Origin of the sequence: Bradyrhizobium sp. STM 3557 (genome assembly GCF_045571465.1) — a bacterium.
Lineage (GTDB): Bacteria > Pseudomonadota > Alphaproteobacteria > Rhizobiales > Xanthobacteraceae > Bradyrhizobium.
Map to the genome: position 1 here is coordinate 3870727 of NZ_CP120697.1, position 12205 is coordinate 3882931.

Genomic DNA, 12205 nt, shown 5'->3' on the forward strand with positions numbered 1-12205 from the left:
CTCCCGAGGACGGCGGGGTCAATAGCGAAGCTCAAAGCTTACGCGGGACATGAGATCAAGTCATTTCTATCAGCTGCTTCGACCCGCCGCATGGTTAGCACCCTGCAACGGATGCACGCTGTCTGGAATAAATTTCCGGATCACGATGCATCCGCAGCACGACCGCGCCGAGCTTGCCCGGATTGTTAGCCAATTGCACGTGTCGGGCTGCATGTCTCGTCCGCACATTGCTGAAGCAGCGATCAGCCGGCTGACATGGAATTGTTGTGGGAGGGATCATTGTCGTGGCAACCGTGAATTGGATTGGCGGCATGATCAGGATCGAAAGTAGTTCGAGCTGGCAAGTCAGGTGACGCGGTACGAAAGCGCAGCACGAAGCCGACGCAGCTTGCCAACGGCGACAGTATGATACTGCCGCCATGGCTCGTCATGATCGCGCGCACGATCGCGAGCCCCATGCCGGTGCCACCGCTGTCGCGCCGGGTGGTGAAGAAGGCATCGAAGATCTGTTCCCGGTTGTGCGGCGAGATCGGATCACCGTCATTGGCGACGGTCAGAACCACCACCTCGGCATCAGCGCGGGCTTCGATATGGATGTGGCGCGCATTGTGCCGAAGCGCGTTATCAGTCAGATGCGTCAGGACGATCAGCGCTATATCGCCTGACATCGCGATTCGATGCCCGTCGCAGCCGCCCGCTTCGATGGCGGCATCGGGAAAGCGTTCGCGCAGCCTGTCGATCACGTCGGCAAGCTCGCTCTGCTCGTTCTGCGACACGACCTCGGCGCGCGCAAGCTCGCGTAGCCGCTGCGCCACTGTCTCGAGCCGCTCGGCATCACCGAGCATGTTGCGGAGGAATTTCTCCTGTTCGGCGCGGGTCAGCGTCCCGCTCGGACCAGTCAGGGAATCCAGCAGGAGCTCGGCGGCTCCCTTGATCGAGGTCAGCGGCGATTTGAGCTCATGGGTCAGATGCGCAGAGAAGTTCGCGATGTAGTCGCTGCGCCGCGCCAGCTGCTCGGCCATGGCGAAGAAATGCCGCGAGAGCTCGGCGAAGTCGCGGGTGCCGTAATGGGCGAGCGGGCGGAACGCGGCACGGTCGCCGCGGCCGATCTGACCGGCGCGCTGGATCAGCTCGTGCATCGGCTGGGTGATGGTCCGCGCCACCACAAGGCCGATCAGCAGGGTGAAGAACGCGACCGTGCCGGCCGCCGCGGCGAACTTGCCGCGCTCCTGATAGAGGTGCTCGAAGATGTTGCGCGGGGTGCGCGAGGTGTAGATCACGCCGGCGACGTGGTCATTGACGATGACCGGCATCGCCGAGAACACGTGCACGCCAACGCCGCGGCTGATCGAATAGATCGGCGGCGGCGCCTTGTCAGGCACACGAATGCGCAGCGCTGCCTGATATTGCCCCCGCAGCGCGGCTGCGACTTCGTCGATATGCGCCAAGGACTGGCCGACCTCGTCGCGGCCGGCGATCACGACGCCCTGCGGATCGAGGATCCGAAAACCGGCCAGCGTCACCTTCTGGGTTTCCAGGATGATCGGCATCAGGCGGGCGCCGATCGCGACATAGGCTGCAGCCGCAGGCCTTAGCGCAGGCAGCGCATCGGGCCGCCGCACGAACAGATCGTCAGCCGTGAGATCGAGCAGGGGACGGATCGGCGTCACCGCATCGGGCGGGTCCGGCCGCAGCTCCCGTGGAATCTCCGCGCCGAGCGGAATGCCTGCGCCGAGCCGGCTCGTGACCTCTTCCGCATAGATGGCGGCGAGCACGCGGCTCTGGGCGATCAGCTCGGCCTGGGTCTGGCGAATGAGCTGGTTGTCGTAGATGCGGAAGAAGAACAGGCCGACCAGCGGCAGCGTTGCAACCAGGGTCAGCACCGCGAACATGATCAGTCGCAACGAGGGCCGCCACTTCTTTCGCGGGTGCCAGTCGCTCATGACGGGGCGCCGCAGCGCCGAGCTTGAAGCCGACGCCATGGACGGTCTCGATCGCGTTTTCGCAACCGGCTGCGGCGAGCTTGGCTCTGATATTGCGGATGTGGCTGTCGATGGTGCGGTCCGAGACCTGGATGTTCAGCTGATAGGCCGCGGCCATGATCTGCTCGCGGTTGAACACCACGGCGGGCCGGCCGAGCAGGGCGCGCAGGATGCCGAACTCCAGCGCGGTCAGCGACAGCGGCACCTCGCCGAAATGCGCCGCGTGCGCGTCCTGATCGAGCCGCAGCCTGCCATGGGCAAGCTCCCCCGTTTGCGCCTGCCTGGTCGTGGCCCGCGCTGCGGAGCGGCGCAGGATGACGTTGACGCGGGCCACCAGCTCGCGCGGGCTGAACGGCTTGGTGACATAGTCGTCGCCGCCGATCTCGAGCCCGAGCACGCGGTCGATCTCCTCGTCGCGGGCCGACAGGAACAGGATCGGCACGTCTGAGGATCTGCGGATCTGCCGGCAGACTTCGAGCCCGTCGAATTCGGGCATGCCGACGTCGAGCACGATCAGATCAGGCCGTTCGGCGGCAAAACGCGTGAGCGCCGCCTTGCCGTCGGCGGCCTCCGTCACCGTCATGCCCGCCTTGCGCAACGCGATCAGGATCACCTCGCGGATATGCGGGTCATCGTCGACGACAAGGATGCGGTGGGTCACATGGAGGTCCGGGACATGGATTACTTCGGAACGGCGAACATCGGATGTGTATCGAGATAATGCTGCAATCTCCAGCCGCGAAAGCTCGAGCTCTGCAGGCTTTCAGGATTCTCTTGCAGATTTCGTGCAGGCGCCATTCTGCATCTGGCGCGGTTGGCGGCATCTTGCTAGGTGCGATCCGTCTTCACCTCCTGAGGCGATGGACCGGATGCTCAGACGTATCGGCATTGTGGCGCTGTGGCTGCCGGCGCTTTTTCTCATCCTCATCGCCGTCAACAGCAACGAGCCTTATTTGGTCAGGCTGCGCGGCGCCGGCCACATCGCGCTGGTGATGATGGCGATCGGTGTGCCCACCGCCATGATCTATCGCGGCGCCTGGCGCGGCGGCATCGCGCGGCGGCTCCTGCTCGCCGCCTGGTGCGTGCCGTTCGTTGCGTTCGTCGCGGCGCAATCCGTCTTTGCTTTCCGCAAATACCAGGCACTGCATATCGAGGCGACAACCGCGCGCCTGCTCGGGCCGCATTTCGTGGTCGGCTACGACAATCCAGAAGAGGCCGCGATGCTCGCCGGCGTCTATGTCACCCGGCACAATGCCGCGGGACGCACCGCCGTCGAGCTTAAGAGCGAGATCGCGAGACTGCAGGCTGCGCGCACCGCTGCCCATCTGCCCCCGCTCATCGTTGCGGCGGACCAGGAGGGCGGCATCGTCGCGCATCTGTCGCCGCCGCTGCCGGACGAGCCGGCGCTGTCCTCGCTCGCCACCGTGGCGCCCGATCAGCGCGAGGCGCAGGCCGAGGCCTATGGGCGGCGCCAGGGCGCTGATCTCGCCAGCATCGGCGTCACGCTCAATCTCGCGCCGGTGCTCGACCTGCGCCCGGACTGGCAGCGCAACCGGCTCGACTTCAACACGCTCATTAGCCAGCGCGCGATCGCGAGCGACCCCGCAATTGTGAGCGACATCGCCGGCGCCTATGCGCGCGGGTTGGAGGCCGCTGGCGTCAATGCAGCGGTGAAGCACTTCCCCGGCCTCGGCCGCGTCCGCGCCGACACCCATCATTTCGCAGCAAAGCTCGACACGCCGCTCGCCACGCTCGAGGCCGCGGATTGGCGGCCGTTCCGCGAGGTGCTGGCGACCTCGCGCGCGGCGCTGATGGTCGGCCATGTCGCGGTCACTACGCTCGATCCGGACCGGCCGGCGTCGCATGCCAAGGCGGTATTGGACGGGCTGATCCGCAAGCGGTGGAACTACCGGGGCGTCATCATCACCGACGATCTTGTGATGGGCGCGATCTATGGCGGCGACGTCTGCCAGACCGTCGTCGAGGCGCTCAATGGCGGGGCGGACCTGTTGCTCGTCGCCTATGACGGCGCGCAGTTCTACCGCGTGTTCGACTGCGCGGCCCAAGCGCTTGCCCGCGGCGAGCTCGATATGGCGATGCTCAGGGCGAGCGACACCCGGCTGCAGCGCTGGTCTGGTGAGTGAGGCGCTGGCCCCGGCCGCCGCGCGACCTCACATCCATCTCAACGCGGAACGTTGGCGTCCCAAGTGCCCCAGGACACGCTGGACAGGCTGCGCAGATCGGTCGCGAGCGGCCGCCGCGTCTGCTTCTCGTGCTGGCCGATGATCTGCTCGGACTGGCGGATCTTGTCCTTGAGCTCGGCGACCTGCCGCCGCGCTTCGTTCTGCGCTCGCGCGCCCGAGCTTTGACCGACCGTGAACCTCTTGGTTTCGATCTGCCTCAGCTCCGCACGGTTCTTCTTGAGCTGTGCGCGATGCCAGGCGATCCGGCTGTCACTGTCCGCAACCATTGCTGCACTCCTCGATTCGCTAGCGTAGGACAAGCGGGTTGTGATTCGCGACCCTTTCAGGCTTCGCGAGGGCTGTTTTTGCCGCTCTGGAACCACAACGCCTTCCTCAATTACCTCCGATCAGCTACGACCTGGCCATCACCGCCGATCCGCAAGCGCGTCGTCACCAGCCGCATCGGCCGGCGCGTATCCTGCCGGATCGCGAGCGCCATCGCGTGATGCGCTGACGGCTCCAGCTCCGAGAAGGTCCAGCGCGCGGCCTCAGCCGCGTCGTCCGGATGGAAGGTCACCGCGACCGGATCGAACGCAAACGAGAAGCTGTCGAGCGCGCGCTCCAGGCCCTCGCCGGTGGTCTTGATCAGCGCCTCCTTCAAGGTCCACAGCCGGAAGAAGGTCCGCATATGCCGAGCCGCCGGCATGGCGCGCAACAGCGCCACCTCGGCCGCGCTGAAGTAGTGCTCCGCAATGTCCAGCTCCGAGCGGCGCGGCTCCATCAGCTCGACATCGATCCCGATCTCGCCGCCATTTGTGATCGCGCAGGCGACCAGCCCCTTGGTGTGCGAGAGATTGAAGCCGAGCGCATCATGGCCGAGCGCGGGATCGATGTGCGGCTTGCCATGCGGCCCCGTCGCAAACCGCCAGGCGGCCGCGGGTAGGCCGCCGGCCTCGGCGAGCGCGCTGCGCAGCAGCCAATGTGCCGCCGTGTAGATGATGCGGTCGCGCTCGAAATAAAAGCGGTCGGCGCGGGCGAGCTCGTCCGTATCGAGGCATTGCCGCCATTCGGCGAGCAAAGCGGGCGGCGGCGCATCGACCTCCATCAGCCAGACGTGGATTTCGTTCGCCAGCGCTGGGGTCACGGCAACACCTCGCGGCGCTCGGCCAGCATGGCATCGATCTCGGCGCGGCGCTCGGCAAGCAGGCCCGCGTCCGCCGCCTTGATCAGGTCGAGCAGCACCATGGCGTCGCTGAGGCGGGGCACCGTGACATAGTCGGCTCCGGCATCGTAGAGATCTTTCACGTCGGCGAGCACGTCGGCGGTGGCGACGATCTTGGCGGTTGCGTTGATGCTGCGGACATGGCGGACCAGCTTCTCGTTGTTGGCGCCTTTGAGCAGCGAATCCGGAATGCTCAGGATGATCAGCTCGGCCTTGCCAATGCCGGCATGCACCAAGGTGTCGACATGGCTGATGTCGCCATAGGTCACCTGGATGCCGCGCTCCGAGAGGGTGCGGAACACGACCGGATTGAAGTCGATCACACCGATCTGCGAGAGCAGGGCAGGATGCTTGCGCTCGATCTCGCTAAGCAGCGCACTCGCCGTGCGGAAGAAACCGAGAATGACGACGCGCCGCGCCGCGGCGTGACTGTTGTCCTCCATGCTGCCCACGGCCACGACCTGATCGAGATCGCGCAGACCGGTACGTTTCAGCCGTGGAAGCATCCGGCGAACGATCGGGTCCGAGCGCACGATCGCAAAGGTCGAGAGCACCGCGAGCACGACGAAGGCGAAGGAGGCCGCACTCGACGTCTCGCTGCGCAGATGGCCGGCGGCAATGCCGGTCTGGATGATGACAAGCGAGAATTCGCTGATCTGCGCCAGATTGATCGCGGGCAACAGGCTGGCGCGCAGGCCCTGCCGCATCAGATAGAGCGGCGCAAATGTGGTGATCAGCCGGCTCGCCACCGTGAACAGCGCGATGATCAGCGCCAGGCCGACCACCGAGAGGTTCGGGATCGGGATGGTCATGCCAAGCGCGACGAAGAACAGGGTGATGAAGAAGTCGCGGAGTGTCGTGACCTTGGCAGTGACATCGAGCGCATAGGGAAAGGTGGAGAGCGAGACGCCTGCGATCAGCGAGCCCATCTCGCGGGAGAGGTGCAGCCATTCGGCGATCTCGCCGATCAGGAAGCACCAGGCCAGCGCACCGAGCAGGATCAGCTCCGGACTGCGCGCGATGCGGCCGAACAGTGGCGGCAGCACGTAGCGGCTAAGCAGCGCCGCAGTCGCGACCAGTGCTCCGGCGCGGACAAAGGACAGCAGGATGACGCCGAGATGCAGGTCGTCAAGGCTCGGCTGCACTGCCAGGAACAGGATCGCGAACACGTCCTGCAGCACCAGCACGCCGAGCGTGATGCGGCCGGGCAGGGTATCGAGCTCGTGCTTCTCGTACAGCACTTTGACGATGATGACGGTCGAGGACAGCGCGCAGGCAACGGCGAGATAGAGCGCGTCATAACCACCGCCGCCGAGCCGCATCCCGATCGCGACGAAGAAGAGCAGGCCGAGCAGCGCGCCGCCGATCAGCTGGACGCCCCCCGCGATCAGGATCACGGGACCTGCGCGAATGATCTTCTTCAGGTCGATCTCGAGCCCGATCATGAACAGCATGAAGATGAGGCCCAGTTCGGAGATGATCGCGATCGACTCCTGGGACTTGACCCAGCCGGCGCCGAAGGGGCCTATGGCGAAGCCCGCGATCAGGTAGGCGAGAATCGATGGCTGCCGGGAGAATTGCGCAGCGAGCCCGAGCCCCCACGCAAACAGGATGCAGAGAGTGATGTCGCCGATCAGTTCATGCATGACGTCGTCCCCATCGCCGCAAATTAGGCGCAAGGGAACGCGTCGGAAAGCCGCAATCTGTCACATTGGGGCTGCGGCCGTTGTTTGGGCGCTGTTGGGAGGCCCGTGCGCCGGCCTCATGGCGAGCGGGGCGGCGGCGGACCCAGCATCCAGCCTGCAGCAGAATTTTGCAGCCTCGCTGACGGCCGTGCCGGCCGAGCCGGCCACGGTCTCGGGCGCGTTCTACGTGCCGGTCTATTCCAGCGTGGCGATGACGCCGGGCCGGATGCGCGCGGATTTCTCGGTCACCTTGAGCGTGCACAATGCCTCCGAATCGCGGCCGCTGACTCTCCAGCGTATCGACTATTTCGACACGGCCGGCGCGCGAGTCGAGGCCTATGTGAAAGGGCCGGTCGCACTGAAGCCGTTCGGAACGATCGAGATATTCCTCCCGGTCAAGGACGTGCGCGGCGGCACCGGCGCCAATTTCGTGGTCGAGTGGGCCGCAAGTGGCGAGATCGCCGAACCGGTGGTCGAGGCGTTGATGGTCGGCGGCATTGGCAGCGGTCATTATGCCTTCATCAGCCAGGGACGTCCGATCAGGCTGGTAGGCCGCAAGCAGTAGGGCTGTCATTACGTGGTGCGACGGGGCGGTCCGGTACGCGATCGGCACGGCTCCCTCCGTACCGTCATTGCGAGGCGCTCTTGCGCCGAAGCAATCCAGACCTTCTTCGTGACGCTTGATTGCTTCCGCCGTCGCCCTACGGGCTATGGCGGATAGGTCGCTTCGCTCGCAATGACGCTGAGACATGATTTGACGTTCTCGCCACGCCATCCGCGTCCGAGTGATGCATCGTCGTCGCCCTCTCAATGAGAAGGGCGCAGGGAATGCCGGGTGAAGGCCTCACCCATGGCCCGCCAGCAACAAGAAAAGCTGGTGGCAGTCACCACAGGTGCAGCCGAACATCCGGCATTCCCTGCGCGGTGTTTTACGGCTTATACGCGCTCTCCTTGGGGACCGGCTTGATTGCCCCCATCAGTCGCTGAACTCGTCGAGTTCAGCGACCTCGGCGCCAGCACCGGGACGCCAGGACCACACGACTTCACCGTCCGCTTGCAGCCGTTCGTCCAACGGCCGTGATGCGTCCACCGCATCCCGCACTCGACGTCGTGACGACGCGTACGCCCCCTCAGTGAGGCAGGACAGGACGCACTATACACTATTTCTGTAAAAACGAAAGAAGAATTTCGGACCAGCTCGGACGGTTGGCGCATGGAGTTGAAGTTTACAGGCGAATTGTGTTCTTTGCTTTGAATAGCGCTCCAGGGATCTGCGATACTCGCTGCTGCCTGCGAATATCGGTAAAGTGGGCGCATATGCTCACAAGCCGATGCTGACGGACACTGCGCATCGGTTGTCCCGGCGCCGTGTCCGTCCTCGCGCTCCATCATGGATGAGTTTCCGGAAACGCTCGTCTCGACACCCGGGATCGGGTCTCCTTTTACACCGAAAGCTGCAGTCGGCCGATTGGCTGAGCGGTCACGTAGGCTGCGCCAGCGCTCCGGTTGCTGCTTTGATCTCTGCTTGCGATTCCTTGAGCTCCTTGCTCTTCGTGACGGAGGCGGGAGAAACACTGTGAAGTAGATTACATAGTTGATAGCATCTTCTGGTTTTGGAGGATTCGGTAATGAGCACCCCCCGGGTGAGCGCCACGATATCGGGGGCTGTACGTCGGATGACCCGGATGGTGCTGCGCTCATCCGGGCTGTTTTCCTGCTGGCGCCTTTCGCTGTTTGCACTTAATTCAGGCGGGATCGCGTTGCCCATCGCCATCCGGAGACCTCATGCCTCGCATCACCATCATCGAAACCGGGCTCGTTCCGGCACGCTGGCGCGAACGGCACGGGTCGTTTCCTGCGATGTTCGCGCGGATGATCCGCGCCGTGGATGCGTCCGTCGATTTCGATGTCGTGAGCGTCCCCAACGGCGAACCGCTGCCCGATCCCGCGTCCTTGCAGGCGATCCTGATCACCGGCTCGTCCGCCGGCGTCTATGACGGGCTCGACTGGATTGCGCCGCTCGAGGAGTTCGTGCGGGCGGCCTATGCGAACCGCACGCCGCTCGTCGGCATCTGCTTCGGCCATCAGTTGATCGCACAGGCAATGGGCGGGGTGGTTCGCAAGTCGGACAAGGGCTGGGGCATCGGCCGTCACGTTTATCAGGTGACGCCGGGCAATGGCGTCATCGAGGATGCAGAGCTCGCCATCTCCTGTTCGCATCAGGATCAGGTGATCGAACCGCCTGCTATAGCGCGCACCATCATGTCGTCGCCGTTCACGCGACATGCCGGACTGCTCTATGCGAACGGTGCGACCTTGACGGTGCAGCCGCATCCGGAGTTCGACGCAGCCTTCGCTTATGAATTGTGCGAGGCGCGGGCAGGTATTGCGCCCGATGTTGTCGTCGCCGCCGCCAAGGCCTCGCTGGCCCAGCCGCTCGACAGCGCGAGACTCGGCCAGGCCATCACGCGCTTTCTGTTGCGGAAATGATAAATGATATTTTCCGACTGAATGACGCTGGCGCGCGCGGCTCGGCGCGGCGCATGGAGTTCGAAACGGGACAGGTGTGACTCGCTGTCATTTCAAGCGTAAGCGAAGCAATCCAGAGCCGAGAAGGAAGTCTGGATTGCTTCGTCGCTGACGCTCCTCGCAATGACGGCAGTGGCTACTCCGGCGCGCCGTGGCCGCGGTGATAGCCGTTCGCCGCCGGCCACGGCCAACCGGCAATCGTGGCGCGGTCGGGCTCGTAGATCTCGATCAGCAGCGGATAGCACGCCGCGGCGTCGCTCGAATGCGTGGCGCTGCAATCGCCGCCGGGGCAGGCTGACAGCGCGCCGAGCAGGTCGATCTCCGCGAACAACTCGAGGTAGTCGCCGGGACGAACCGGACTCGCCTTCATGAAATATTGGTGGGTGTCTTTGGTGAAGCCGGTGCACATGAAGACGTTGAGCACATCGTGTACGTGATGCTCGACCGCGCGTGGCTCCTCCTTCAGTTCCGCGGCCAGCGCGCGCGACAAGTTGGAATGGCAGCAGAAGTCGTAAGGCCGGCCGTTCAGCAGCATGTTCGTATAGGGATCGCAGCGCGTGCCGATCACGTCATGGACGCCGGCGCCCTCGTCGTCGAAGCCGTACCAGCTAAGCGTATCAAAGCTGATGGTGGCCATTGGGCGCAGGTGCGGCATGGTGCTCCACAGCCGGTCGCCGGTGCCGACGTGGGTGGCGTGCAGCGCGCGGGTCTTACCGCTGAAGAAGCGCTCGGAGAGATCGTGGGCGTTCCAGAGATTGAGGTCGCCGACCTGCGGCCCGTCGACGCTGACGATGCGGACGAACTGGCCGCGCGATGCGCGGAACGTTTTTGCGTCACGCGGTGGCACCACGATCTCGTCGACCTTGCGCATGCTGGCGCGCGCTGTCGCCAGCACGCCCATATCGGGCCGAAGCAGGTGGCCTGCGGGATAGACGATCGCGGGCTTGGCCGCGCGGCAGGAGAGGGCGTCAGCGGGGGCGGGCGGGATGTTCGGCGTCATGTCTCGGCCTCGAATCGTTCGGGACATGATCATTGTAGCCCGCATGAGCGAAGCGACATGCGGGACTCCGGTTTGAAACAAACCCGGCTGTCGCTGCGCTCATCCGGCTACAAAACTGTGCCGTGAGTGAGGCTTATCCCGCGCTGAGGCGCACGCCGGCGCGCAGGAATTTCTGCGGATCGACGGCTTCGCCATCGATGCGGGTCTCATAATGCAGATGCGGGCCGGTGGAGCGGCCGGTCGAGCCAACCTCGCCGATCACATCGCCGATCCTGACCTGCTGGCCGACCTTGACGTTGATCTCGGAGAGATGGCCATAGCGGGTCGACAGCCCGTTGCCGTGGTCGACCTCGACCATGCGGCCATAGCCGCCGGCCCAGCCGGCATTGACCACCTTGCCATTGGCGGTGACGCGCACGGGATCACCGGTCTGGGCGCGGAAATCGAGCCCAGTATGCATCGCGGGCCGTCCGAGGAACGGATCGGAGCGCACGCCGAAGCCGCTCGTGAACTCGACCTCGCCGACCACGGGCTTGCGATAGGGCACCAGCGCCAGCGTCCGGTTCATGCGCTCGACCTGCGCGCGGGTGATGTTGATACGGCTGAGCTGGCGTTCGAACGGGCCGGCCTCGCCGCGCAGCTTCACCGGCACGAACGGCCCGCCCATCGGCGGCCCCTTCGGCGTCGCCGATTCGAGCTGCGCGATGTCGAGACCGAGATCGGAGATCACGCCGCGCATCCGGCGCAGCCGCGACTCCATGCTTTCCTCGGCGGTGTTGAGCATTGCGATCTGGCGCTGCTCGACCTGGTCGAGCGAGCGCTGCAGCCGTGTCAGCACGTTGTCGACGCCGGCGAGTTTCGCGGAGGGGCTGGCCTGCGCACTGGCCAGCATGGGAGTACGCGATTCCAGCCGCGCCTCGCGGTCCGGGGGCGCCACGAAGATTACGGTGTCGCTGATGGGCGAGGGCTTCGGCGTCGATGCATTATTGAGCGACGTCGGATCGGAAACGATCGGCGCGCGCGATGCCGGTGCTGAGGGGCGGATCGAGCCGGTGATATCGGACATGCTGCCGAGCGCGGCAGCGCGGCCTTCGAGCGCGGCCTGCCGCTTCATGATCTGGTCGAGCTTCTGGTCGAACTGCTCCTGGTCGAGCAGTTGGCGGCTGGTGGCGCGGTCGACCTTGGCGCGCAGCTCGGCGATGCGGTCCTCGTAGGAATATTGCATCTCGGCCTGGCGCGCGATCAGGCGCGTCAGCACGTCGTCGCGGAACGCGAAATAGGTCGCAGTCGCCGCCGACCAGATGCCGAGCAGCGAAACCGTGCCGACCACGATCCAGAACACCACTGGCCCGAACCGGACCTGCTTGCCGGCGTGCACCAGCGTATAGCCATCCGGGGATGGGGCAGGGGGCGCGGGCGCAGGGTGGCTGACCGGGCCGCGGCGCGGCACGGTGCGGCCGCGATCATGGGCATGGTGCTGGGGATACTCGGCATACTGCCCGGAACGATACGACATCGGCACTCCCGCGCCGGTCGGAGCATGCGTTCCTTACGGCCTCGTTGGTCGTGCGCGATTTGACTCCTGCATGGTTAATTTTCCGCCA

General features: G+C 65.1%; 10 protein-coding genes and 1 pseudogene. 3 read left to right on the plus strand and 8 right to left on the minus strand.

What is annotated here, in order from left to right:
• Nucleotides 1-242: 242 nt before the first annotated feature.
• Both P6U24_RS17550 and P6U24_RS17555 read right to left on the minus strand, forming a co-directional pair.
• A complete protein-coding gene (locus P6U24_RS17550; RefSeq protein ID WP_407160498.1) occupies nucleotides 243-1892 on the minus strand; it encodes an ATP-binding protein in 1650 nt (549 codons plus the stop codon).
• Between the two features lie 47 nt (nucleotides 1893-1939).
• A pseudogene (locus P6U24_RS17555) lies at nucleotides 1940-2643 on the minus strand (response regulator).
• 208 nt (nucleotides 2644-2851) lie between these two features.
• Between P6U24_RS17555 and P6U24_RS17560 the strand changes: the two are divergent.
• Nucleotides 2852-4126 carry a glycoside hydrolase family 3 N-terminal domain-containing protein gene (locus tag P6U24_RS17560; RefSeq protein WP_407160321.1) on the plus strand — a complete coding sequence of 425 codons (1275 nt, stop codon included), beginning with the start codon at nucleotides 2852-2854 and terminating at the stop codon, nucleotides 4124-4126.
• Nucleotides 4127-4164: 38 nt separating this feature from the next.
• Here the strand turns inward: P6U24_RS17560 and P6U24_RS17565 are convergent, their stop codons facing one another.
• The 3 genes from P6U24_RS17565 to P6U24_RS17575 all read right to left on the minus strand — a co-directional run bounded on the left by P6U24_RS17565 (nucleotide 4165) and on the right by P6U24_RS17575 (nucleotide 7033).
• The gene (locus P6U24_RS17565; RefSeq protein ID WP_407160322.1) at nucleotides 4165-4452 is read right to left on the minus strand and encodes a hypothetical protein; all 288 of its coding nucleotides are present in this window, start codon (nucleotides 4450-4452) and stop codon (nucleotides 4165-4167) included.
• A 110-nt stretch (nucleotides 4453-4562) separates the two neighbouring features.
• The gene (locus tag P6U24_RS17570; protein WP_407160323.1) at nucleotides 4563-5309 is read right to left on the minus strand and encodes a 4'-phosphopantetheinyl transferase family protein; all 747 of its coding nucleotides are present in this window, start codon (nucleotides 5307-5309) and stop codon (nucleotides 4563-4565) included.
• Nucleotides 5306-7033 carry a cation:proton antiporter gene (locus P6U24_RS17575; protein ID WP_407160324.1) on the minus strand — a complete coding sequence of 576 codons (1728 nt, stop codon included), beginning with the start codon at nucleotides 7031-7033 and terminating at the stop codon, nucleotides 5306-5308. The genes P6U24_RS17570 and P6U24_RS17575 overlap by 4 nt, the downstream gene beginning before the upstream one ends.
• A gap of 118 nt (nucleotides 7034-7151) precedes the next feature.
• Here P6U24_RS17575 and P6U24_RS17580 point away from each other — a divergent pair, with 118 nt between their 5' ends.
• Nucleotides 7152-7637 carry a DUF3124 domain-containing protein gene (locus tag P6U24_RS17580; RefSeq protein WP_407160325.1) on the plus strand — a complete coding sequence of 162 codons (486 nt, stop codon included), beginning with the start codon at nucleotides 7152-7154 and terminating at the stop codon, nucleotides 7635-7637.
• A gap of 915 nt (nucleotides 7638-8552) precedes the next feature.
• Here the strand turns inward: P6U24_RS17580 and P6U24_RS17585 are convergent.
• Nucleotides 8553-8846 carry a hypothetical protein gene (locus P6U24_RS17585; protein WP_407160326.1) on the minus strand — a complete coding sequence of 98 codons (294 nt, stop codon included), beginning with the start codon at nucleotides 8844-8846 and terminating at the stop codon, nucleotides 8553-8555.
• Nucleotides 8847-8857: 11 nt separating this feature from the next.
• Here P6U24_RS17585 and P6U24_RS17590 point away from each other — a divergent pair, with 11 nt between their 5' ends.
• Nucleotides 8858-9562, plus strand: a complete 705-nt coding sequence (locus tag P6U24_RS17590; RefSeq protein ID WP_407160327.1) for a type 1 glutamine amidotransferase — start codon at nucleotides 8858-8860, stop codon at nucleotides 9560-9562.
• A gap of 175 nt (nucleotides 9563-9737) precedes the next feature.
• On the opposite strand, the gene P6U24_RS17595 is transcribed toward P6U24_RS17590, so the two are convergent.
• Both P6U24_RS17595 and P6U24_RS17600 read right to left on the minus strand, forming a co-directional pair.
• Entirely contained in the window at nucleotides 9738-10601 is an 864-nt protein-coding gene (locus P6U24_RS17595; protein WP_407160328.1) for an urea carboxylase-associated family protein, read from the minus strand.
• Between the two features lie 133 nt (nucleotides 10602-10734).
• The gene (locus P6U24_RS17600) at nucleotides 10735-12117 is read right to left on the minus strand and encodes a M23 family metallopeptidase (RefSeq protein ID WP_407160329.1); all 1383 of its coding nucleotides are present in this window, start codon (nucleotides 12115-12117) and stop codon (nucleotides 10735-10737) included.
• Between the last annotated feature and the right edge of the window lie 88 nt (nucleotides 12118-12205).